At 59.5% G+C, this 22444-nt stretch carries 19 protein-coding genes; 10 read left to right on the top strand and 9 right to left on the bottom strand.

The window, feature by feature from the left end:
• The 6 genes from FBY12_RS15005 to FBY12_RS14980 all read left to right on the top strand — a co-directional run bounded on the left by FBY12_RS15005 (position 1) and on the right by FBY12_RS14980 (position 4801).
• Positions 1-1164 (top strand): phosphoglycerate kinase, encoded by a 1164-nt coding sequence (locus tag FBY12_RS15005; RefSeq protein ID WP_145253544.1) that lies wholly within the window; start codon positions 1-3, stop codon positions 1162-1164.
• 34 nt (positions 1165-1198) lie between these two features.
• Positions 1199-1423: a hypothetical protein gene (locus tag FBY12_RS15000; RefSeq protein WP_121733149.1), complete on the top strand. Its 225-nt coding sequence runs from the start codon at positions 1199-1201 to the stop codon at positions 1421-1423.
• Between the two features lie 56 nt (positions 1424-1479).
• Positions 1480-1812 carry an MliC family protein gene (locus FBY12_RS14995; RefSeq protein WP_145253541.1) on the top strand — a complete coding sequence of 111 codons (333 nt, stop codon included), beginning with the start codon at positions 1480-1482 and terminating at the stop codon, positions 1810-1812.
• A 252-nt stretch (positions 1813-2064) separates the two neighbouring features.
• On the top strand, positions 2065-3129 hold the full coding sequence (gene fba, locus FBY12_RS14990; RefSeq protein ID WP_054044249.1) for a class II fructose-bisphosphate aldolase: 1065 nt from the start codon (positions 2065-2067) through the stop codon (positions 3127-3129).
• Positions 3130-3291: 162 nt separating this feature from the next.
• A complete protein-coding gene (locus FBY12_RS14985) occupies positions 3292-3543 on the top strand; it encodes a helix-turn-helix transcriptional regulator (RefSeq protein ID WP_145253538.1) in 252 nt (83 codons plus the stop codon).
• Positions 3536-4801: a type II toxin-antitoxin system HipA family toxin gene (locus FBY12_RS14980; protein ID WP_145253535.1), complete on the top strand. Its 1266-nt coding sequence runs from the start codon at positions 3536-3538 to the stop codon at positions 4799-4801. Before FBY12_RS14985 ends, FBY12_RS14980 begins: the two co-directional genes overlap by 8 nt.
• A 1055-nt stretch (positions 4802-5856) precedes the next feature.
• Here the strand turns inward: FBY12_RS14980 and FBY12_RS14975 are convergent.
• Entirely contained in the window at positions 5857-6150 is a 294-nt protein-coding gene (locus tag FBY12_RS14975) for a fructose-bisphosphate aldolase (RefSeq protein ID WP_145253532.1), read from the bottom strand.
• A gap of 538 nt (positions 6151-6688) precedes the next feature.
• On the bottom strand, positions 6689-7357 hold the full coding sequence (locus FBY12_RS14965; RefSeq protein ID WP_121732412.1) for a polysaccharide lyase family 7 protein: 669 nt from the start codon (positions 7355-7357) through the stop codon (positions 6689-6691).
• A gap of 322 nt (positions 7358-7679) precedes the next feature.
• Here FBY12_RS14965 and FBY12_RS14960 point away from each other — a divergent pair, with 322 nt between their 5' ends.
• Genes FBY12_RS14960 through FBY12_RS14950 form a run of 3 tightly spaced genes read left to right on the top strand, consistent with a single transcriptional unit; the run spans position 7680 to position 10655 of the window.
• On the top strand, positions 7680-9803 hold the full coding sequence (locus tag FBY12_RS14960) for a bifunctional diguanylate cyclase/phosphodiesterase (protein ID WP_145253529.1): 2124 nt from the start codon (positions 7680-7682) through the stop codon (positions 9801-9803).
• 44 nt (positions 9804-9847) lie between these two features.
• Complete coding sequence (locus FBY12_RS14955; RefSeq protein WP_145253524.1) at positions 9848-10345, top strand: M48 family metallopeptidase; 498 nt, start codon at positions 9848-9850, stop codon at positions 10343-10345.
• A 13-nt stretch (positions 10346-10358) separates the two neighbouring features.
• Positions 10359-10655, top strand: a complete 297-nt coding sequence (locus FBY12_RS14950) for a helix-turn-helix domain-containing protein (RefSeq protein WP_145253521.1) — start codon at positions 10359-10361, stop codon at positions 10653-10655.
• A 126-nt stretch (positions 10656-10781) separates the two neighbouring features.
• On the opposite strand, the gene FBY12_RS14945 is transcribed toward FBY12_RS14950, so the two are convergent.
• Entirely contained in the window at positions 10782-11234 is a 453-nt protein-coding gene (locus tag FBY12_RS14945; RefSeq protein ID WP_121732415.1) for a GNAT family N-acetyltransferase, read from the bottom strand.
• A 257-nt stretch (positions 11235-11491) separates the two neighbouring features.
• On the opposite strand from FBY12_RS14945, the gene FBY12_RS14940 reads away from it, so the two are divergent.
• Positions 11492-12229, top strand: a complete 738-nt coding sequence (locus FBY12_RS14940) for an ABC transporter substrate-binding protein (protein WP_145253518.1) — start codon at positions 11492-11494, stop codon at positions 12227-12229.
• A 155-nt stretch (positions 12230-12384) separates the two neighbouring features.
• On the opposite strand, the gene yccS is transcribed toward FBY12_RS14940, so the two are convergent.
• The 6 genes from yccS to FBY12_RS14910 all read right to left on the bottom strand — a co-directional run bounded on the left by yccS (position 12385) and on the right by FBY12_RS14910 (position 22195).
• On the bottom strand, positions 12385-14568 hold the full coding sequence (gene yccS / locus FBY12_RS14935; protein ID WP_121732417.1) for a YccS family putative transporter: 2184 nt from the start codon (positions 14566-14568) through the stop codon (positions 12385-12387).
• A gap of 396 nt (positions 14569-14964) precedes the next feature.
• On the bottom strand, positions 14965-16143 hold the full coding sequence (locus FBY12_RS14930) for an NAD(P)/FAD-dependent oxidoreductase (RefSeq protein ID WP_145253515.1): 1179 nt from the start codon (positions 16141-16143) through the stop codon (positions 14965-14967).
• 131 nt (positions 16144-16274) lie between these two features.
• Complete coding sequence (gene dbpA, locus FBY12_RS14925; RefSeq protein WP_256663331.1) at positions 16275-17612, bottom strand: ATP-dependent RNA helicase DbpA; 1338 nt, start codon at positions 17610-17612, stop codon at positions 16275-16277.
• A gap of 238 nt (positions 17613-17850) precedes the next feature.
• Positions 17851-19278, bottom strand: coding sequence for a multidrug transporter subunit MdtD (gene mdtD / locus FBY12_RS14920; RefSeq protein WP_145253507.1), 1428 nt, complete (start codon positions 19276-19278; stop codon positions 17851-17853).
• A 137-nt stretch (positions 19279-19415) separates the two neighbouring features.
• A complete protein-coding gene (locus FBY12_RS14915; RefSeq protein WP_145253503.1) occupies positions 19416-20753 on the bottom strand; it encodes a TldD/PmbA family protein in 1338 nt (445 codons plus the stop codon).
• The gene (locus tag FBY12_RS14910; RefSeq protein WP_145253500.1) at positions 20753-22195 is read right to left on the bottom strand and encodes a TldD/PmbA family protein; all 1443 of its coding nucleotides are present in this window, start codon (positions 22193-22195) and stop codon (positions 20753-20755) included. The genes FBY12_RS14915 and FBY12_RS14910 overlap by 1 nt, the downstream gene beginning before the upstream one ends.
• Between the last annotated feature and the right edge of the window lie 249 nt (positions 22196-22444).

The raw sequence follows: 22444 nt of genomic DNA, 5'->3' as shown, positions 1-22444 counted from the left end.
ATGACCGTGTTGAAGATGACCGACCTCGATCTGCAAGGTAAGCGCGTACTGATCCGCGAAGACCTCAACGTCCCGGTAAAGGACGGTGTTGTCACCAGCGATGCGCGAATCCTGGCCTCGCTGCCGACCATCAAGCTGGCCCTGGAAAAAGGCGCGGCGGTGATGGTTTGCTCGCACCTTGGGCGTCCGACCGAAGGCGAATTCTCGGCCGAGAACAGCCTCAAGCCAGTCGCTGAATACCTGAGCAAGGCGCTGGGCCGCGACGTGCCGCTGGTGGCCGATTACCTGAACGGCGTTGACGTGAAGGCCGGCGACATCGTTTTGTTCGAGAACGTGCGCTTCAACAAAGGTGAGAAAAAGAACGCTGACGAACTGGCCCAGCAATACGCCGCCCTGTGCGACGTGTTCGTGATGGACGCCTTCGGCACCGCTCACCGCGCCGAGGGTTCGACCCACGGCGTGGCCAAGTTCGCCAAAGTCGCTGCCGCTGGCCCGTTGCTGGCCGCTGAACTGGACGCACTGGGCAAAGCCCTCGGCGCCCCGGCGCAACCGATGGCCGCCATCGTTGCCGGCTCCAAGGTCTCGACCAAACTCGACGTGCTGAACAGCCTGAGCCAGATCTGCAACCAGTTGATCGTCGGCGGCGGCATCGCCAACACCTTCCTCGCGGCGGCCGGTCACCCGGTCGGCAAATCCCTGTACGAGCCAGACCTGCTGGACACCGCGCGCGAAATCGCCGGCAAAGTCAGCGTGCCGTTGCCGGTCGACGTCGTGGTTGCCAAGGAATTCGCGGAAAGCGCCACTGCCACCGTCAAGCTGATCGCCGATGTGGCCGCAGACGACATGATTCTCGACATCGGCCCGCAGACCGCAGCGAATTTCGCCGAACTGCTGAAGTCGTCGAAAACCATTCTGTGGAACGGCCCGGTCGGCGTGTTCGAATTCGACCAGTTCGGCAACGGCACCAAAGTGCTGGCCGAAGCCATCGCAGAAAGCTCGGCGTTCTCCATCGCGGGCGGCGGCGACACCTTGGCGGCGATCGACAAATATGGCGTTGCTGACAAGATCTCCTACATTTCCACTGGCGGCGGTGCGTTCCTCGAGTTCGTCGAAGGCAAGGCTTTGCCGGCGGTTGAAGTTCTGGAAAGCCGGGCCAAGGCCTGAGTCCAATCCTGTGACCAGGCAAAGGAGTGTTGACATGGTCAGGCACGTAGCGCTGTTGATCGTTGCGGTTTTGCTGGCGGCTTGCGGGAGCAATCCCAAAGCCACGCCGGAACCCGCGCCGACTGCGCCGGATGAAAAAGGCTGTTATCAAGCCGAATGGCAAGCGGAAACCAATCCGGTGCTCAACAAGCGTTCCGGGCCCGAGGGCCTGGACAAATACGAGACCCAGACCCCGGCCAAGGAACATGGCTGCCCTTGATGGGTCTGACTCATTACTCAAGGCTGGCGGCGTGCGCCGTCGGTCGAGGAACACGGATGAAAGGCTTTATCGCCATCATGGCGCTGGCACTGCTGGCAGGTTGCTCCACGTTCAACCTGTTCGACGCGTCGGCACCTGCGGACAACTGGACCACCTGGACCTGCGACAGCGAGGCCAAAGTGCTCTGGCGCTACACCGATGACAGTCGCAAGGAAGTCGACGTGCGCCTCGGCGGGGCCGATCAGGTCTACCGCTTGAAGCTTGAACCGGGCGCCGAAGGTTCGCTGTACAGCAACGACATGCTGGCGTTTCACGTAAAAGGTGAGGAAGGCCTGGTGTACTGGGTCGCCACCAACGATTTGATTGGCCGCGGTTGTAAAGCGCAGTAATCGAAGGCTTACGCCAAACCCGTAGGAGCGAAGCTTGCTCGCGAAGAGGCCAGCACATTCAACACATGTGTTGGCGGTTAAACCGCTTTCGCGAGCAAGCTTCGCTCCTACAAGTAATCGATGGCTCGTAGAGATTTAGGTAATACCGAATGAGCGGACCGGCCTCACCCCCGATCTGCAATAACTTGAATAGCCGCCGCCGCTACGGCAGGCTGGCACGATTAACGACCCAAACCGGGAGAGACACACACAATGGCACTTATCAGCATGCGCCAGATGTTGGACCACGCAGCCGAATTCGGCTACGGCGTTCCAGCCTTCAACGTCAACAACCTTGAGCAGATGCGCGCCATCATGGAAGCCGCTGACAAGACTGACTCCCCGGTGATCGTCCAGGCCTCGGCCGGCGCCCGCAAATACGCCGGCGCGCCGTTTCTGCGTCACCTGATCCTGGCGGCAATCGAAGAATTCCCGCACATCCCGGTGTGCATGCACCAAGACCACGGCACCAGCCCTGACGTCTGCCAGCGCTCGATCCAATTGGGCTTCAGCTCGGTAATGATGGATGGCTCCCTTGGCGAAGACGGCAAGACCCCGACCGACTACGACTACAACATCCGCGTCACCCAACAAACCGTGGCCATGGCTCACGCCTGCGGCGTTTCGGTAGAAGGCGAGCTGGGCTGCCTGGGTTCGCTGGAAACCGGCATGGCCGGTGAAGAAGACGGCATCGGCGCAGAAGGCGTGCTCGATCACAGCCAGATGCTCACCGACCCGGAAGAAGCCGCTGACTTCGTCAAACGCACCCAGGTCGATGCCCTGGCCATCGCCATCGGCACCAGCCACGGCGCCTACAAATTCACCAAGCCACCTACCGGCGACGTGCTCGCCATCGACCGCATCAAAGAAATCCACAAGCGCATCCCGAACACCCACCTTGTAATGCACGGCTCGTCCTCCGTGCCACAAGACTGGCTGGCGATCATCAACCAGTACGGCGGCGACATCAAAGAAACCTACGGCGTACCGGTTGAAGAAATCGTCGAAGGCATCAAGCACGGCGTGCGCAAAGTCAACATCGACACCGACCTGCGCCTGGCCTCCACCGGCGCAATGCGTCGCCTGATGGCTACCAACCCGAGCGAGTTCGATCCGCGTAAGTTCTTCGGCGCGACTGTGACGGCGATGCGTGATGTGTGTATCGCTCGTTATGAAGCGTTTGGTACTGCCGGTAATGCTTCGAAGATCAAACCGATCTCGTTGGAAGCGATGTATCAGCGTTATCTGAAAGGTGAGTTGAACGCTAAGGTTAACTAAGCCTGAGCGTTAAACAGCGTTGAGAAGAAACCCGCCGAGAGGCGGGTTTTTTTGTGGGGCGGATTTTTGATTCGCAATGCTCCGACACACGGCGGTTGCAATGTCACTCATAGTGAACATAATCAAAATTATTTTAGAGAAAGTTCTTTATAGGTGACATTTATGCTGCTGTATAACCCATCTGTCTTCGCCGACCGTCTCCGTGAGTTACGACGCGGCAAAGGCTATAGCCAGCTACAGGTGGCACACCGGGCAAAATGCAGCCGCAAAACGATTATCGACCTGGAGGCTGGGGAAAACGTATCGATGTACACGGTGTTCCGGGTGCTCTCAGCGTTGGGAATGGCGCTCGAAATTGTCGATAACCGCATCGATCTTAAATCCCTGGCCGATCTGGTAGAGCACGATGAGTAGGGTCAAGCAGCTCGACATCATCACGCCGCAGGGTGATTGCGGTGTGCTTTCCAGAGGCTCGCAGTTTTCTTTCGCTTATTCGACCGCCGATGCGCCGAGGGAAGTTTCGCTGGTTATGCCCTATGACCCGACACCTTCGGTCAGTCATGTGCTGCACCCAATATTCGACATGAACGTTCCCGAAGGTTTTCTGGCGGATCAGATCAAACGCCGAATGGCCAAGCATATGCAGGTGGACGAAATGCGCCTGCTTTCAGTGATTGGTGGCAACCAGATTGGGCGCCTTACCTATCGCAATCCGCTCGACGCTGCGGTCGCCGTCCGCGCTCAAGTCGGGCTGAAAGAAATTCTGTCTTCCGACACGTCGCAAGGCGTCTTCGAATTCCTCGTCGATACATACTTCGAATCCGGCATTTCCGGCGTGCAGCCCAAGGTATTAGTACCTGACCTGGATAAGTTGACTGGCACTCGTAAAACCATGCTCAGCTCTGACCTGATCGTAAAATCCGGCGCTGAAGAATATGCACACTTGGCTCAGAACGAGTTCCTGTGTCTGGAGGCGGCTCGCTTGGCCGGACTGGAAACACCGCCCTTCTGGCTTTCTGAAAGTGGTGAGTTGTTTGTCATGGGGCGGTTTGATCTGACGGAATCCGGCCGACTCGGATTTGAAGATATGGCCGTACTTCTAGGGCTGAATAAAGACCCGCATGACAACTACAAATACTCCCAGAGTTACGAGACGCTTGCGGCTGTAGTTGCCCAGGTTTGCCAGCATGGCGATCCATTACGCGAGTTGGAGCGGCTGTTTTCGTCGGTTTGTCTGTCCGTCATGGTTCGCAATGGTGATGCTCATCTGAAAAACTTTGGGGTGATTTACACGCATCCTGATGCGCGGGAAACGGTGCAGTTGGCCCCGGTATTCGACGTCACGACCACGACCGTGTACGACAACTACAATCCCAAATCCGGCCGCTCACTGGTTGATCGCACATTGGCTATCAAAATGAACAAGGTCAAAACCTACCCTGACCGGCAGCAACTAATCGAGTTCGGTCGCAAACATTGCGCCGTCGAAAAACCATCACTGATTATTGAGCGTATTGCTGAGGCGATGGATCAGGCGCTCGTTGTCCACCAGAAACGAGTTGATGGCGAGCTGTTCTCGGCAATGCAGGCGGAATGGGATGCTGGACGAATGATGGCGCTACATGACTCGGTGCAATCTGGACTAAGGCGTAAGCCGGTCGTGAACAAGTAAATGATTTTTGGCATGCCTTCTTCACGCTGAGATGGCTTCGAAGATCAAGCCGATCTCGTTGGAAGCGATGTATCAGCGGTATTAGAAAGGTGAGTTGAACGCAAAGGTTAATTAAGCCTGGGCGTTAAACTGCTTTGATAAAAAACCCGCCGAGAGGCGGGTTTTTTTATTCTGGCTCAATAATGGTGCCGACTAGCTCTGCGCCATTTTTGTCCGCAGTGTCTTTTGATCAGCTCAGCAAGTGGTAACTGAGGTGTTCAGGCACCAATCAGAATAGCTAACATTGTCCAATGATTCCCTGACCTGAACTGGAAAAGTCTTGGAGTGGAATTGCTGCTTTATAACCGGTTCCTTCGTAGTGAATTTGTAATTCCCATCTGCTCCTACGGGACCACTGCCGAGAGCAATACCCCCACCTGCATGATGCAGATAGACCCGATGATTTGGAGTGCCTCGGCCGGACACTGTAATTTCGTCCGCGCCACCTTGAATGCTGTCAATGTATGCTGCCATGGTATTAATTCCTTTTAATTCTACGTTGAGGAGGGGCTTATCTGTTTTTTTACTCTTGCGTGTTCAATAATTGCGAATGTCTGGATCGCCGTCACCTGTAAGTTGTGACAGTTTATAAGAACTTTTCGTTATTATTGTTAAAACGATTTGACGGAGAAAATGCCGAAAAAGGGCAGGTTTATTTAATTCTTCCTCTTACCACTGTTTGCTTTATTTACCCGGTCTGCCATCTCGATGGAAAAAAAATTGTCCCCTTATAAATTGTCCCCTTATAACTTATAAAAACTGGTAACTATGACAGTTGCAGGATTTTGTACCTGTCTCCAAGGTGTCGTTTCATTTGAGAGGGTATTGCACCATGAGCACCAAACAACCGAAGCCTGAAGACACAAAACCTCAAGAACCGAAGCCCCTCACCAGTCCGCTTGGTGCGATGGTCAACAGTAAAGGCCCTGCCAAGGTCCAGGTTGATCCGACAAAGCTCTAGTCACTACCGTCGAAAACCCGCAGTTATGCGGGTTTTTTTTGCGACTGATTTTTGATTACTTCACTTCAGGCGTATCAAACCCACGCTGTTCAATCACTCGAAACACGTCGTTCACGTCCTGGAGCAGGATGCGGGCGATGTTGGTGACGGTGTTGATGTCGTGTTCGGCGTAATCGGGCAGGCTGGTGCAGGCCATCAGGTTGAGGTATTTGAGGGCGGCGTTGAGGCGTTCGCTGACGCAGTTGTGCAATTCGCGGAGCGGGGCGTTGGTGTCGATGACGAGGACGGGGTAGTCCGTGGCGAGTTGGGACATTGGAGTGAAGCGTTGGGGCGAGCTGTTCTTTGTCATAAGTAATCTTCCTTGTACTTAAAAGAAGAGCTACTGCCGTTCGCTGCGAAACGAGTTAGGTGGTAGCTGTGCGTGGGTTCGCAGACCGAGGACAAAGGAAACCCGGCAGACCCGAAGATCTCCCACACACAGCCACCATAGAAATGACGATAGGCGTTAACGCGACCATCGTTGATCATTTGGTGCTTGGTTACAACTTTGTCTGTTGGGCTGCGAAACCCTATCGCCGATTGCTCCGGCGACGGGACGGACTATAGGCGCCGACCTTAACCACAGCAACCGAGTCCTACGACTGTAAACCGTCCCTGTGGCGAGGGGGCTTGCCCCCGTCCGGCGGCGCAGCCGTCGTAAAACCGGGCACTAAGGTCTGGCTGTAGGAATTCGGTGGCAGGGTTTGGGGCCGCTTCGCAGCCCAACGGGAGCAAGCTCCCTCGCCACAAAAGGTAATTTCCTACGAGATTTTCGGACGGTAATGGAATTGATGGGGGCCGCTGCGCAGCCCGACGGTGGCAAGCCCCCACGCCACTGGGCAGATGGCTTACTTATCGTGATCAATGTCCAGTTTGCTGAAGGTCACTTTGCCGCCCTCGCTGGTGTAACCGGTGTTGTCCTGCACGTACACGCCGGCCTTGAAGTACAGCGGCTTCACGCGCCAGGTTGCGCTGATGTTCGAATCCCACTGATAACCCGCCGCGCTGATCCCCAGTTGCCCGCCGGGGCTCAGATGAATCAGGTAGGAAAACTCCTGATCGAGCTTCACCCCGGTGGCGATGGTAATCACCCGACCGTCGCCGTCATCCGGGTGCATGCGCACTTTGGCGACGATGTTGCCGGTCTGGGTTTTGGTCTTGTATTGGTACTCGACCTTGACCATCGGCTTCTGACTTTCATACGCGTGGATCTGCCCGATCACAATCTTGCCCGAGCTGGGCACCTGATTGACTGCCAGGGTCGCGCGCAAAGTGTTGTCGGCGTCCGGATAAAGCCAGTTACGCAATGTGCCGTTGCTGTAGGTTTCGCGAAGTTCGGTGCGCGGGTATTTGGCGTTTTCGGTTTTGGAGCCCGTGACCGGTGACCAGAAAAACAGCGTGCCGGTATTGGAATGGAAGTATTGGTCCTTGAAGCCGTTCACCAGTTTGGACGTTTCGACGGTGTATGGCGGATTGCCGACAGGAACACTGAGGTTCCATGTTGCGAGATCGATCATAGACAAAGCTTCCACAAATTCAGGCTGCACGCCCGTGCCAGAAGCTCTGGCCCGGGCCTTGGAGGGCGCTCTTTATAAGCGTAGCGAGGGTTTTTGTTAATGCCCGCCCGGCAGATGATTGGCGCCAACATCCTGTCGAAATGCCATCTTTCCCGGTTTCAGGGGGCTGTAGCGCTGACCGTTAGTCGGCTTATGGAGGCTTTGAATCAACGATGGCGAGATGACACCTACTGCTTTTGCCCATCCCGGTCTAGAGTGGAGGCTCAGTACGTGTCCGGTTTTCACAAAAAACCGGCCTGAATGTCCAGACAAGAGAAGCAGCATGGAATGCGCTCAACCGACGCCAGGTGATGGCAGCTCTGTCCTTTTAATCGTTGATGATTACCCTGAAAACCTGATCAGCATGCGCGCGTTGTTGCAGCGTCAGGATTGGCACGTCCTGACCGCTGCCTCGGGTTTCGAGGCGCTCAGTTTGCTCCTTGAACACGATATCGACCTGGTGCTGCTGGATGTGCAGATGCCGGGCATGGACGGTTTTGAAGTCGCGCGGCTGATGCGCGGCAGTCAACGCACGCGCCTCACGCCGATCATTTTCCTCACCGCCAACGAGCAGTCCCAGGACGCCGTGATCAAGGGTTACGCCAGCGGCGCGGTGGATTACCTGTTCAAACCGTTCGACCCGCAAATCCTCAAACCGAAAGTCCAGGCCTTGCTTGAGCATCAGCGCAATCGCCGCGCGTTGCAGCGCTTGAGCCATGACCTGGAAGTGGCGCGCGCCTTCAATGCCTCGGTGCTGGACAACGCCGCCGAGGGCATTCTGGTGGTGGGCGAGGACGGCTTGATTCGTTTTGCCAACCCGGCGATGTCGCGGTTGCTTAATGCCACGGTGACGGAGTTGCAGGGTCGGGAGTTTCTTGATTTTCTGCAGAAACCGCACATTCCGGTGTGGGCCGATTCCGACCTTTATGTCGGATACACGCGCGGCGAAACCTTGCGTTTGCACGATGCGTTGCTGCGTACCGCGCCGGGCCAGCAAGTGCCGGTGGCGCTGTCCTGCGCGCCGTTGCCGGCCGAGCAACACGCGATGGTGGTGACGGTGCTGGACATGTCGGTGGTGCGGCATCTGCATCAGCAACTGGAGTTTCAAGCAGTGACCGACCCGCTGACCGGGCTGCTCAATCGGCGCGGTTTTCACCAGACTGTGGATAACTTGCTGCTGCGCGGCGAGCGCTCCGACGGCGCGTGGGTGCTGCTTTACCTCGACCTGGATGGCTTCAAACGGGTCAATGATTCCCTCGGCCACGATGCCGGCGACCGTGTGTTGCGTTGGGTGTCCGAACAACTGAAGGCGTGCCTGCGACCGTTCGACATTCTCGCGCGCATGGGCGGCGATGAGTTCACCGCGTTGCTTGACCTGGAATTCCCCGAGCAAGCGGCGAAGATTGCCGAGAAGCTGATCGAGCGCGTATCCGTTTGTCAGCAGATCGAGGGCCTGGACATCGCCCTCGGCGCCAGTATCGGCATCGCCACCTACCCGGACTGCGGCTCGAACCTCGACGGTTTGTTGCGCGCCTCCGACATCGCGATGTACGAAGCCAAGCGCGCCGGGCGGCAGCAGTATCGCTTTTACGATCACGAAATGAACGGCCGCGCGCGCTCGCGTCTGATGCTGGAAGAGAGCGTGCGCACGGCCATCGAAAACCGTGATTTCAATTTGGTCTATCAACCGCAAGTGGCGATTGATGGCGGTCAGGTGCGCGGCTTCGAAGCCTTGCTGCGCTGGCAGCACCCGAGCGTTGGCGATGTGCCGCCGGGGCTGTTTTTGCCGTTGCTCGAAGAGGCGCGGCTGATCAGTCGTCTCGGCAGCTGGATTTACCACCGCAGCGCCCAGCAACGCAAAGCCTGGGAAACCCTGTTCGCCGAGGATCTGGTGCTCGGTGTGAGTTTGAGCAGCACGCAATTCGGCATGCCCAATCTGGTCACCGAGTTGCGGCAAACCCTGGAACGGCATGACCTCAAGCCGTGGCAAATCGAAGTCGAGGTGACCGAAGACGCACTGATGCTCAACCCTGACGAAACCCGCAAGCAGCTGCGCTTGCTGCGCAATCTCGGGGTGCGCGTAGCGTTGGATGACTTTGGCGCGGGGTCGTGTTCGCTGGCGCATTTGCGCGACCTGGAACTGGACACGCTCAAACTCGACCGGCATTTGATTGCGCGGCTGCCGGGGTCGGCGCGCGATGCGTCGCTGGTGCGCACGGTGATCGATTTGTGCAAGCAATACGGTTTGCTGGTGATCGCCGAAGGTGTGGAAACCGTGGCGCAATACGAGTGGCTGCAAGCCAATGGCTGCGAGTATGTGCAGGGGTTTCTAGTGGCGCGGCCACTGATGGCCGAGGATGCCGACGACTTTGTGCGACCGTTTGACTGGAGCGCGCTGAGCGGCTGAATTCGCTACACTGGCGACCTTTTGATGATCGTGTTGCCCGCCCAATGACCGCGTTGAAATACCTCCAGGCCTATCCCGCCGCGTTGCAGGATCAAGTGCGCCAACTGATCGCCGACGGTCGGCTGGGCGACTATTTGAGCCAGCGTTACCCGCAAAAACACGCCGTGCAAAGTGACAAGGCGTTGTACACCTACGCGTTGGAGTTGAAGCAGGAATACCTGCGTAACGCGCCGGGCATCGACAAAGTGTTGTTCGACAACCGCCTCGACCTGACTCACCGCGCGTTGGGTCTGCACACGACGATTTCGCGGGTGCAGGGCGGCAAGCTCAAGTCCAAGAAAGAAATTCGCGTGGCCTCGTTGTTCAAGGAAGCGCCGTCGGACTTTCTGAAAATGATCGTGGTGCACGAGTTGGCGCATTTCAAAGAGTCGGATCACAACAAGGCGTTCTACAAACTGTGCGAACACATGTTGCCGGGGTATCACCAGGTCGAGTTCGATTTGCGCGTGTACCTGACGTGGCGCGACCTGCAATCGGAATAAAAGGAAGGCCTGGATGGACGTCAGCAAAACCAAAAGCAGCTTCTATCGCCGGTTGTACGTGGCGTATTTGATCGACAGCGGGTTGGCCAGCAGCGTGCCGACGCTCACCGAAGTCACCGGCATGCCCCGGCGCACGGCGCAGGACACCATCGCGGCGCTGGCCGATCTGGACATCGTCTGCGAGTTCGAGCAGGAGGATGGCGCGCGCAATCACGCCGGGTGCTACCGGATTCGTGATTGGGGGGCGATTGATCGGCGGTGGATTGAGGGGAATTTGCCTCAGATAAAGGAAGTGTTGGGGTATCCGTGAGGTAGGTGGCGCCCGTATGGACGCCATCGCGAGCAGGCTCGCTCCCACAGGGTAAACAGGTCGTGCCGTAGATCGCCGGCAAACCATAAATCCCCTGTGGGAGCGAGCTTGCTCGCGATGGGTCCCTCAGAAACGCCGCATCCCAATATGCGGAATATCATCCTCCAGATATTCCTCACCTTCAGCGACAAACCCGTACCGCCCGTAATACCCCTGCAAATGCGCCTGCGCCGACAGGTAAATCGGCACCTCGGGCCAGCGTTTCTCAGCCTGCTTCAACGCCTGTTCCATCATCTGATGGCCCAACCCCTGGCCCCGACCTTGCGGCGCGGTCAGCACGCGGCCGATCACCACGTCGCCGCCCTGCAACTCCGGGTCGAGCAAGCGCAGGTACGCGACCAGCACATCACCGTTCCAGCCCATCAAATGGCAGGTGTCACCTTCCAGGTCCTGGCCGTCGACGTCCTGATAAGCGCAGCGCTGCTCGACGACAAACACTTCGGCGCGCAACTTCAAAATGGCGTACAGCTGCTCTTTACCCAGATCGTTGTGATGTTTGCAGACCCACTCGATAGTCATCTTCTTATTCCTTGAACAACGTCCTGCCGATACTAGGCGACCTGAAGAAAGATGTCTCGGTGGCTGATAAATCTGTGACAAAGGCCAAAATGCCATCATTCATTTCGCGCGGCCGCTGCTGCTTTGTGTACTCTGCAAGTCAGCGCTGCGCAGCGGCTTCAATGAGCTAAGGTTGAGTACCGGTTCGCCGGTCTCCGCGTTTTGGAGTCTGCGCTGAAAAACATCCCGGGCAGCCCGCCCGCCAAGGATTTTCTAGCATGCCGCGATTGCATCGAGCCTTTGCTTTGATTGGATTGCTGTTGCTGACTCAGAACGCGGCGGCGGAAAAGCTGCGTCTGGTGGCCGATAACTGGCCGCCGTTCACCGATGCCACGCTGATCAACGGCGGCCTGGCCACCGACATCGTCAGCACTGCGCTGGCCCGCGCCGGGTATGCCAGCGAGTTCGAACAAGTACCGTGGGCGCGGGCGTTGCTGGGTGTCGGCGAGGGCCGCTACGACGTGTTGGTCAACGCCTGGTACAACGACGAGCGGACCCGACTTGGGCAGTTTTCCGCCGAGTACCTGCTCAATCGCGTGCGCTTTATCAAGCGCAAAGACGCGCCCATCGAATACAACAATTTGCAGCAATTGCACACGTACCCGATTGCGGTGGTGCGCGGTTACGCCTATTCGCCGGAATTCGATGACGACGCCGCGTTGCAGAAAATCCCTGTGCATAACTTCGCCATGGCCGTGCGCATGCTCGCCGCGGACCGGGTGCAACTGACGCTGGAAGACGAGTTTGTCGCGCGTTATTACCTGTCGCGTGAATCGGCGAAGGTGCGCAACTCGGTGGAGTTTCTGCCCAAGCCGCTGAGCGAGAACAGCCTGCATATTCTGGTCAGCCTGAAAAACCCCAGGCATCAGCAGATCGTCGCGGGGTTTGATCGGGAGATTGCGGCGATGAAGGCGGATGGCAGTTATGAGCGATTGATGAAGCGGCATGGGATGTGAAGGGCAGCGGCAGGTTTTGAGCGGCGAGCTGCAACTTGATCGGCGGTGTTGCCGATGACGCCTTCGCGGGCAAGCCTCGCTCCTACATTGGAAATGCGTTGCCATTGTAGGAGCGAGGCTTGCCCGCGAAGAGGCCCGCCCAGCCACTGCAAATCTCAATCCTGGCTGGTGTCCTTGATCAAATGCGCCGCCAACGTGCGCAACGGCCCCAATTGCCGGCAGATCAGCGCCAATTGCGTCTGCACCAATCGCTGCCCTTCATCGATCTCGTCCGGCATCTGCTCCAGCTCATTGGCCAGCGCTTCCTCTTCATCGCTCTGAATCGCAATCGGCGTTTTGCTCGCCAGCCCTTGGGCGATTTCATCGATGCTCGCGGCCAGGCTCACGCCGGCGCCGTCAATCAAATGCTCGCGCACGTCCGGCGGCAACTGCGTTTCGCGGTGTGCGCCGAGGCCTGACAAGTAACTCAGCAGCGTGTGCGACAACACCAGAAACCGGAAACCGACGTCCGCTTCCTTCCGGAAATGCCCCGGCTCCATCAGCATGTTCGCCAGTGTGGTCGACAGCGCTGCGTCGGCGTTGTGCGCGTTGCGCCGGGCCAGGCGATAAGCCAGGTCATCACTTTTACCGGCGGCGTATTGCTGCATGATCTGGCGCAGGTAAATGCTGTTGCAGGTCAGGGTGTTGGCCAGCACTTTGTTCAGACGCCGGCCCTGCCAGTCGGGCAGGAACAGGAACACCGCGAGCCCGGCGATCAGGCTGCCGAGCAAGGTATCGAACAGACGTGGCAGGAACAGTCCGTAACCGTCGCCGACCTGATTGAAGCAGAACAGCACCATGATCGTGATCGCGGCGGTGGCCAAGGTGTAGCGCGTGGTGCGGCTGATAAAGAAAACCACCCCGGCGGCGATCGCGAAACACGATTGCACCAGCGGATTGGGGAACAGATCGAACAATGCCCAGGCGATGGTCAGGCCGATGGCGGTGCCGATGATCCGCTGGCCGAGTTTGCGCCGCGTGGCGCCGTAGTTCGGTTGGCAGACGAACAGCGTGGTGAGGATGATCCAGTAGCCTTGCGACGGGTGAATCAAATGCACCATGGCGTAGCCGATGCTCAGCGCCAGCGGCAGGCGCAGGGCGTGGCGGAACAGCAACGAGGTCGGCGTCAGTTGCGTGCGCAAGCGCAGCCAGACGTCTTTGAAGTTGCGCGGCGAGCGGTCGAGCAGGCTGCTGTCGGTGGCGTCGGCGAGGGCGTCGGGGTTGCTCGCGTCGCTGAGCAAACGGTCGAGCGTGCCGAGGTTGGCCGCCAATGCGCGCAACGACCGCAGGAGCCCGCGCCACGCCGGGTTGCTTTGCACGCGCAGGTGTTCGAGGGAGGCGTGCAGGTCGCCCAGCGCTTCGGCGAAACTGGCGTCGTAGACGAACGGCTGGCGCATCTGAATCGATTCGGCGAGCGCCCGGCAGGCCTTGCCTTGCTGGCGCAGCAGGCGTTGGCAGCGGAACATCACGTCGCTGTGAAAGAACGCCTCGGCCAGCGCGTTGTACGGATAGTGCGAAGAGCTGGCGCGTTCGTGAATGTCTTGGGCGAGGAAGTACAGTTTCAGGTAACGGCTGACTTTCGACCCCGGCCGACCGTTGCCGACCCGGTGCAGGATGATTTCTTTGGCGACGTTCAGCGCCGCGACCACACGCCCGTTTTGCTGCGCCAGTTCGAGGCGCCGCGCCTCGGTGTCCATCTGCCGGATCGGTTCGAACAGCGATGATTTGAGCTTCAGGTACAGGCCCAATTCGCGGAACAGCCGCGCCAGGCTTTGCTGCACCGGCTGATTGGAAAACAACGCCTGCCACAGCACCGAGAGCAAGCCGTACCACGCGGCGCCGGCCACTAGCAGCAGCGGCTCGTGCCAGAAATCGGTGACCGCGCCGCCGCGCTGGTCGACGCCGATCATGGTGTAGACCGCGAGGATCAACGTTGCCGAGGCAATCGCGCCATAGCGTTCGCCGAGGGCGCCGAGCATGGTCAGGCCGAAACTGGCCAGCGCCAGGGCGACGATGAAGATGATCGGGTAGGGGAAGAGTAATTCGACCGCCAGCGCGGCGACGCTGAAACACACCAGGGTCACGGCCAGCGCGTTGAGGCGGCCCTGCCAACTGTCGTCGGTTTCGGCGAGGGCGCTGGCGATGATGCCCAGGAACAACGGGATCAGCAGCGCCATTTCGTCCTGATACCAGCACACGGCCATGCTGCCGGTCAGGGCGATGAACACCCGCACGCTGTAGCTGAATTTATCCAGCGCCCAGAGGCGACGCAGAGATTGAGTAAAAGAGGTCGATGACATGAAGTGCGAAGGCCTTCCGAGGCAATGCCGCTAAATTGAGCCAGTAATGACGTCGACGCAATGGCGTCGAGCACATCTGACAGCAAAATCTGTTCCCTGATATCACAAGCGCCCTTGTAGGAGTGAGCCTGCTCGCGATGAGGGCGTGTCAGTCAGCAATTATTTGCCTGACCCGGCGCTATCGCGAGCAGGCTCACTCCTACAGGGGTGGTGTGTTGATTGGCGGAATTTCGATCCGCCGACAATCCAATGTGGGAGTGAGCCTGCTCGCGATGAGGGCGTGTCAGTCAGAAATAATTTGCCTGACCCGGCGCTATCGCGAGCAGGCTCACTCCTACAGGGGTGGTGTGTTGATTGGCGGAATTTCGATCCGCCGACAATCTGGTGGGGGTTGTGTCAGACGTATTGCGCGGCGGCGTAGCCGGAGGCCCAGGCCCATTGGAAGTTGAAGCCGCCGAGGTGGCCGGTGACGTCCAGCACTTCGCCGATGAAGTACAAACCGGGGCTTTTCAGCGATTCCATGGTTTTCGACGACACTTCGTGCGTATCGACCCCGCCCAGCGTCACCTCCGCCGTGCGATAACCCTCGGTGCCGGCCGGCACGACTTTCCAGCTCGCAAGTTTTTCCGCGATGTCGGCGATTTCGGCGTGGGTGTATTGCTTCATCGGTTTGGAAACGAACCAGTTGTCCGCCAGCAGGTTGGCCATCTTCTTGGTGAAGATTTCCCCCAGCAGGGTTTTCAACTCGCTGTTCGGCCGTTCGGCTTGCTGCTGTTGCAGCCAGCTCGGCGCATCGTGGTCCGGCATCAGGTTGATTTCAACCGTGTCGCCGGATTCCCAGAACGATGAAATCTGCAAAATCGCCGGGCCGCTGAGGCCGCGATGGGTGAACAGAATGTTCTCGCGGAAACTCTGCTCGTTGCAGCTCACCAGACAATCCACCGAGGTGCCGGACAGCTCGGTGCAAAGCTCTTTGAGCTGATCGGTGATGGTGAAGGGCACCAGCCCGGCGCGGGTTGGCAGCAGTTCGTGGCCGAATTGCCTGGCGACCTGATAACCGAAACCGCTGGCGCCCAGCGTCGGGATCGACAAACCGCCGGTGGCGATCACCAACGATTCGCAGCTCAACTGGCCGAGCGTGGTGTCGAGCAAATAACCGCTGGCGGTTTTCTCGATGGTCGAGATCGAGGTGTCGAGGTGCAGGCTGACGCCGACCTGGTCGCACTCGTTGAGGAGCATTTCGAGGATGTCGCTGGATTTGTTATCGCAGAACAACTGGCCGAGTTTTTTCTCGTGATACGGCACGCCATGCTTGGCGACCATGCCGATGAAATCCCACTGGGTGTAGCGGGCGAGGGCGGATTTGCAGAAGTGTTCGTTCTGCGAGAGGAAATTGCCCGGCTCGGTGTACATGTTGGTGAAATTGCAGCGGCCACCGCCCGACATGAGGATTTTTTTGCCGGCCTTGTTGGCGTGGTCGAGCAACAGCACTTTGCGCCCGCGCCCGGCGGCGGTCAGCGCACACATCAACCCGGCGGCGCCAGCGCCAATGATCACGACTTCGGTAGAGCGCAAAACGGTGTCCTCACACAGATCTCAAAGCTGACCCGGACCCTGTAGGAGCGAGGCTTGCCCGCGAAGGGGACCGTGAGGCCGCCAAAAGCTTCGCGGGCAAGCCTCGCTCCTACAGGGGGGCGGTGGTGTTCTTACAAGATGCGTACGCGCAACGAACGGCCTTTGATTTTGCCGTCGTTCAGGCGTTGCAGGGCTTGCTTGGCAATCCCGCGTTCAACCGCCACAAACGCCTGGAAATCGAAGATCGCAATCTTGCCCACCTGCGCGCCTGGAATCCCGGCATCACCAGTCAGAGCACCCAGAATGTCGCCCGGCCGCACTTTGTCTTTGCGCCCGGCGCCGATGCACAGCGTGCTCATTACCGGCAGCAGCGGCCCACCGCCCTGGGAGGTGAGGTTGTCGAGCTGATCCCAGTTCAACGGCGACTGCTGCAGTTTCTCGATGGCTTGGGCGCGGATGGCTTCGGACGGCGCAACCAGGCTGATCGCAATGCCTTTTTCACCGGCGCGACCAGTACGGCCAACACGGTGAATGTGGATTTCCGAATCACGCGCCAGCTCGACGTTGATCACCATGTCCAGCGCATCGATGTCCAGACCGCGCGCGGCGACGTCGGTGGCCACCAGCACCGAAGTGCTGCGGTTGGCGAACATCGCCAGCACCTGGTCGCGATCACGCTGTTCCAGATCGCCGTGCAGGCCGACGGCGGAAATGCCTTTGGAGGTCAGGTGATCAACGGTTTCCTGAACCTGCTGCTTGGTGAAGCAGAAAGCCACGGTGGACGCCGGACGGAAGTGGCCAAGCACCTTGGTCACCGCGCTCATGCGTTCTTCCGGGGAGATTTCGTAGAAACGCTGCTCGATCTGCGTGTCGTCGTGGAACGCCTCGGCCTTGACGATCTGCGGGTTGCGCATGAACTTCGCGGCCAATTGCTTGATGCCGGTCGGGTAAGTCGCGGAGAACAACAGGGTCTGCCGGCGCTCCGGGGTCTGCGCGATGATTTCTTCGATGGAATCGTAGAAACCCATGTCGAGCATGCGATCCGCTTCATCGAGGATCAGCGTGTTGAGGCCGTGCAGCACCAGCGAACCTTTGCGCAAATGTTGCTGAATCCGCCCCGGCGTGCCGACGATGATGTGCGCGCCGTGCTCCAGCGAGCCGATCTGCGGGCCGAGGGACACGCCGCCGCACAGGGTCAGGACCTTGATGTTGTCTTCGGCACGGGCCAGACGACGGATTTCCTTGGCCACCTGGTCCGCCAGCTCGCGGGTCGGGCAGATGATCAGTGCCTGGCAACCGAAGAAGCGCGGATTGATCGGGTTCAGCAGGCCGATGCCGAAAGCAGCCGTCTTGCCGCTGCCGGTCTTGGCTTGGGCTATCAGGTCCATCCCTTTGAGGATCACCGGCAAGCTTTGCGCCTGGATCGGCGTCATCTCGGCATAACCCAAAGAGTCGAGGTTAGCCAGCATGGCGGCGGACAGCGGCAAAGTATTAAAAGCGGTGGCGATGGTGGTCACGGGACGGGCCTGCAAAACAAAATGTCGCGCAGTGTATCAGGCCTGCACGCTGCACCTGCAAGTTCTGGACGAGAAGCACATCGTGTAGCAGCTGCCGAGGCACGAGGCTGCGTTGCGTGTCCGCAGGACCGCCCTAGGGGGGCCGCTTCGCAGCCCAACGCAGCCTCGTGCCTCGGCAGCTGCTACAGGGTTAGTGGTCGATGTCGGGTTGGCGGCTGATTGGCCGGCGTCCGTCTTCCTTTGACAGCTGCGAGAAGATTGTCGCGGCCAGCATCGCCATGATTCCCACGGTGACGAAGGTCAACTGGAACGCACCGAGTACGGTGTCGACGCCATCGTTGCCGACTTCGGCGGTGAAACCACCGAGCAGCGCACCGGCGCACGCGACGCCGAGGCTCAGCGACAATTGCGCGACCACCGAGAGCAAACTGTTGCCGCTGCTGGCGCTGGCGTCGTCGAGGTCGATCAGGGTCACGGTGTTCATCGCGGTGAATTGCAGCGAGTTGATCGCGCCGAGAATCCCCAGCATCCCCAGCAGCAACCAGTACGGCGTCTGCTCGCTGACCAGGCCCATGCTCGCCAGCATCAGGCCCAGCGCCACGGTGTTGCCGGTAAGGATGATGCGATAACCGAAGCGTTCGATCAGCGGCCGCGCCACCGACTTGGCGACCATCGCCGCAGCGGCCAGCGGCAGCATGCTCATGCCGGCCTGCGACGGCGAATAACCCAGCGCCACTTGCAGCAGCAAAGGCACCAGAAACGGCAAGGCGCCGCTGCCCAGACGCGCGAACAGGTTGCCGAGAATGCCCACGGCAAATGTGCGGGTCCTGAACAGCGACGGCGCGAACAGCGGATTATCGATGTGCCCGGCGCGCAGCCAATAGGCCGCCAGACATGCCATGCCGCCGAACAGCAGCAACATCACGCGCAGGTGCGGCAGGTGTAATTCGCCAAGGCCTTCCATGGCAATGGTGATCAGCACCATCGCCGCGCCAAACAGCAAAAAGCCCAGGCTGTCGAAGCGCGTGCGTTCGCTGCCGCGCAGGTCGGGAATGAACTTCCACACGGCGTAGCAGCCGATGGCGCCGACCGGCAGGTTGATCAGGAAGATCCAGTGCCAGGTCAGGTATTCGACCATCCAGCCGCCCATGGTCGGGCCGATCAGCGGGCCGAGCAGGCCGGGGATGGTGATGAAACCCATGATCCGCACCAGTTCCGAGCGCGGGTAGGCTCTGAGCACCACGAGGCGCCCGACCGGCAACATCAGCGCGCCGCCGAGGCCCTGAATGATGCGCGCGCCGATCAACATGCTCAGGGTGCTCGACAACGCGCACAGCAATGAGCCGATGCTGAACAGCAGGATCGCGCCGAAGAAGATTTTCTTGGTGCCGAAACGGTCGGCGATCCAGCCTGAGGCGGGGATCAGCAACGCGACGGTGAGCATGTAGGCGATGATCACGCCTTGCATGCGCAGCGGGTTTTCCGCCAGATCCAGCGCCATCGCCGGCAGCGCGGTGTTGAGAATGGTGCCGTCGAGCGACTGCATGAAAAAAGCAATCGCCACAACCCACGGCAGCCAGCGGGCGGTGACAGCGTCGAGAGGCGGGCGGTTGGGCATGGGACCTCTAGTGAGTGTGAGTCAGTTAGTCCGTGGTGGATTCTTCGCGGGCAAGCCTCGCTCCTACAGGTCTGGCGTTGTCCGCAAACCTGCGGCAAACCCCGATCCCGTAGGAGCGAGGCTTGCCCGCGAAGCTTTTACAGGGTCAAGGTCAATCGCTTGATCAGTGCGCCGGGCAGCAGCGCCGATGCTGTGGCGCGCTGGCTGTAGGTGCTCGCCGACAGCAGCAATTCGCGTTCTTCGGTCAGCGCTTCGAGCTGCGAACCAAGCAGGCTGTAGGCGCTGTCATCAAAACGCATTGTGCTGACCGGCGCCTGGATCTCGCCGTTCTCGACCCAGAACGTCGCAAACCGGGTCATCCCGGTCATCCGTGCAGCGGGTTGATCCGAGTAGTTCAAGTACCAAAGGTTGCTGATGTACAGCCCGGTGCCCAACTGCTTGAGGATCTCTGCTTCTGGCAACACGCCGGCCGCCATGTTCAATGCACTGGGCATTTCACCGCCGCCGGCACCGTTGGCGGTCAAGCCGTATTCGGCGGCACTGCGCGAGCCCACCAGTTGCGCGCCAGCCTGGCCGGCGACGATCAACCCCAGATCACTGCGCGGATAACCTTCGCCGGAAAACGCCGGGCTCAGGGAACCGCTGACCTTTTCGTCCAGCGACACCAACGGGCTGAACGACTGATCACCGGCATACAACTTCTGCAACGGGCTGCCCTTGCTGGCAATCGACTGCGCGGAAAAACCGCCCCAGCCGAGCATGCCCATGATCTCTTCCAGCGCCGCCGGGGCGAGGTAAGCGCGGTATTGCCCCGGCGCCAGAGTGCGCGATGGCCGACCGAGAAACGCCAATTGCTCGCGGGCCTGCTGGAAGCGTTTGGCGAAGCCTTCGCTGCTCCAGTCGTGCCCGGCGTAACTGGCTTTCAGCGCCTGGCCGTTTTCATGAAACAGGCTGAAATCGAAGTTGAAGCTGTTGGCCTGATGCCAGCCAAACGCGCCCGACGAACTGGCGAAACCACGACTGATCGGCCCGGCAGCGTAGAACCCGACCAGGTCCAGACCCTCGGCGGCCTGGGTGATTTCGGCGACTACCTGCTCGGTGTCCGGCAACGGATGGTCCTGCACATTCTTGCTCTGCCAGCCGTTGTGGTTGAGCAGCAAGTACGGGTCCGCCGGCAGCAGCGGCAACGTTTCGCGCAGTTGTTGCAGGCCCTCGGCCAAGCGCTGCACGTCAACCTCGGCATCGCCGGACAGGGTGATGTGCAGGTCGGCGTGGCGACCTTCGTTGATCAATTTGAAACCGACACTCGCCTGCTGCACTTGCCCGGCCTGACGCACCTTGGCGTGGTTGAAACGCACGAAGGACGACGACTCGGCGGCGTAGCTGAGGGTGAATTGTTCCGGCTCGCGAATCGCGTCACGCAGCCAGGTGACCAGCGACTTGAATGCATCGGCCTGACTTTTTTCAATGCTCATCAGGCATCTCCCCCAAACACATCAATGTTGCTGAACACGCACGCCGGCGAGGCGTGGCCGACGCGGATCACCTGGTTCGGTTCGCCCTTGCCGCAGTTCGGCGTGCCGAGGACTTTGACGGTGTTGGCGTCGCCGACCGCGCTGAGGCTTTTCCAGAAGTGCGCGGAAATCGCCCGGTAGTTGGGGTTTTTCACCACGCCTTTGAGTTCGCCGTTTTCGATCAACTGGCCCCACTCGCAGCCGAACTGGAATTTGTTGCGCGCATCGTCAATCGACCAGGAACGGTTGGTGCTCATCAAAATGCCGTGCTCGATGCCGCCGATCAATTGCTCCAGCGGCTGATCGCCGGCCTCGATGTTGAGGTTGGCCATGCGATCGATCGGCGGACGGTTCCAGCCGCACGCGCGGCTGTTGGCGACGCCGTCCATGCCGGCGCGAAATTGCGAAAGTGCGCCGCCCAGTGGCCGCAACAACAGACCTTCCTTGATCAGGAATTGCTTGCTCGCGGCGCTGCCGTCGTCGTCATGGCCGTAGCTGGCGAGCTGCTCGGGGATGTCCGGGTCGAACGTCACGTTGAGCAGTTTGGAGCCGTATTGCAGGCTGCCGAAATCCTCAGCCTTGACGAAACTGGTGCCGGCGTAATTGCGTTCATCACCGAGGATGCGGTCGAGTTCCAGCGGATGGCCGATCGACTCGTGGATCTGCAGCATCATCTGGTCGGGCATCAACAGCAGGTCGCGCGGGCCTTGCGGGGTGTTCGGTGCCAGCAGCAATTGCAGCGCCTGATCGGCGATTTTCGGCCCGGCGCCGACCAGTCCGCAGCGGCTGATCACATCGAAGCCGCCCTGTTGGCCGAAGTTCTCGCGGCCGAGGGTGCGGGTCTGGCTGTCGTTGCCGTCGTAGGCGGTCACTTCCAGGCTGGGGAACACAAAACGCTGGGCCTGACGCAGTTCGGCGCCGGCGCTGCTGAGGTAGATCTGCTCGACGTTGGTCAGGCCGATGCTGACCTGCCAGTTCACCAGGCGCTCGTCCTTGGGCACGGACGCGGATTCGGCGCCGAGCAACTGGTAGCAGTCGCTGAGGGACGGGAAGGGCTGGTCGAAGTTCGGTGAAAAGTAGTCGGCGCGATCATTGGAAACGGCTTGTGTGCTGAGGTCGAGCAGGGCGTGCGGCTTGAGTCGGCGAGCGTGCTGCTCGGCTTTCTCCAGTGCGGCTTGCAAGCCTTGTTGCGAGAGGTCGTTGGTCGCCGCGTAGGCTTCGACGCCGTTGACCCGCACGGTCAGCATCGCGCCTTCGTCACGGCTCAGGCTCGGCGGTTCGGCGACGTTCTTGCGCACCGACAGGTATTGGCCGGACTCGCGCACATAACGCAGCGAAAAGAATTCAGCGCCCGTGCGCAACGCAGCAAAACGCTGCTTGAGCTGGGGGTGGAAATCGAACATTCGAGAACCTCCTTGGTATGGAGTAGCGGCGTATCGGTACGGCGAGGGGGGTGAAACGTTTGCGTGGCGCTAGATTAGGCCTGCGTGGGGGGTAGGATCAAGGGCGGCGCGGGTGTAGGAGGGTTTACCAACGTGTGTCAGGTAGATATGTTTTGTTTGGTCGGGCCCCATCGCGAGCAGGCTCACTCCCACAGTTGATCCTGGGTGCTCACAGAATCTGTGTTCACTGAAGATCCCCTGTGGGAGCGA

Source organism: Pseudomonas sp. SJZ131 (assembly GCF_007828705.1).
GTDB classification, from domain to species: Bacteria; Pseudomonadota; Gammaproteobacteria; order Pseudomonadales; family Pseudomonadaceae; genus Aquipseudomonas; species Aquipseudomonas prosekii.
This window is presented reverse-complemented; position numbering and strand designations above follow the sequence as displayed.

Excerpts from the sequence above, each read along its gene's own strand:
- yccS (WP_121732417.1), bottom strand. The coding sequence starts at position 14,568 with ATGTCATCGACCTCTTTTACTCAATCTCTGCGTCGCCTCTGGGCGCTG.
- FBY12_RS15000 (WP_121733149.1), top strand. The coding sequence starts at position 1,199 with ATGGTCAGGCACGTAGCGCTGTTGATCGTTGCGGTTTTGCTGGCGGCT.
- FBY12_RS14940 (WP_145253518.1), top strand. The coding sequence starts at position 11,492 with ATGCCGCGATTGCATCGAGCCTTTGCTTTGATTGGATTGCTGTTGCTG.
- FBY12_RS14950 (WP_145253521.1), top strand. The coding sequence starts at position 10,359 with ATGGACGTCAGCAAAACCAAAAGCAGCTTCTATCGCCGGTTGTACGTG.
- FBY12_RS14960 (WP_145253529.1), top strand. The coding sequence starts at position 7,680 with ATGGAATGCGCTCAACCGACGCCAGGTGATGGCAGCTCTGTCCTTTTA.
- FBY12_RS14985 (WP_145253538.1), top strand. The coding sequence starts at position 3,292 with ATGCTGCTGTATAACCCATCTGTCTTCGCCGACCGTCTCCGTGAGTTA.
- FBY12_RS14910 (WP_145253500.1), bottom strand. The coding sequence starts at position 22,195 with ATGTTCGATTTCCACCCCCAGCTCAAGCAGCGTTTTGCTGCGTTGCGC.
- FBY12_RS14955 (WP_145253524.1), top strand. The coding sequence starts at position 9,848 with ATGACCGCGTTGAAATACCTCCAGGCCTATCCCGCCGCGTTGCAGGAT.
- FBY12_RS14945 (WP_121732415.1), bottom strand. The coding sequence starts at position 11,234 with ATGACTATCGAGTGGGTCTGCAAACATCACAACGATCTGGGTAAAGAG.
- fba (WP_054044249.1), top strand. The coding sequence starts at position 2,065 with ATGGCACTTATCAGCATGCGCCAGATGTTGGACCACGCAGCCGAATTC.
- FBY12_RS14980 (WP_145253535.1), top strand. The coding sequence starts at position 3,536 with ATGAGTAGGGTCAAGCAGCTCGACATCATCACGCCGCAGGGTGATTGC.
- dbpA (WP_256663331.1), bottom strand. The coding sequence starts at position 17,612 with ATGCTGGCTAACCTCGACTCTTTGGGTTATGCCGAGATGACGCCGATC.
- FBY12_RS14915 (WP_145253503.1), bottom strand. The coding sequence starts at position 20,753 with ATGAGCATTGAAAAAAGTCAGGCCGATGCATTCAAGTCGCTGGTCACC.
- FBY12_RS14965 (WP_121732412.1), bottom strand. The coding sequence starts at position 7,357 with ATGATCGATCTCGCAACATGGAACCTCAGTGTTCCTGTCGGCAATCCG.
- mdtD (WP_145253507.1), bottom strand. The coding sequence starts at position 19,278 with ATGCCCAACCGCCCGCCTCTCGACGCTGTCACCGCCCGCTGGCTGCCG.
- FBY12_RS15005 (WP_145253544.1), top strand. The coding sequence starts at position 1 with ATGACCGTGTTGAAGATGACCGACCTCGATCTGCAAGGTAAGCGCGTA.
- FBY12_RS14975 (WP_145253532.1), bottom strand. The coding sequence starts at position 6,150 with ATGACAAAGAACAGCTCGCCCCAACGCTTCACTCCAATGTCCCAACTC.
- FBY12_RS14995 (WP_145253541.1), top strand. The coding sequence starts at position 1,480 with ATGAAAGGCTTTATCGCCATCATGGCGCTGGCACTGCTGGCAGGTTGC.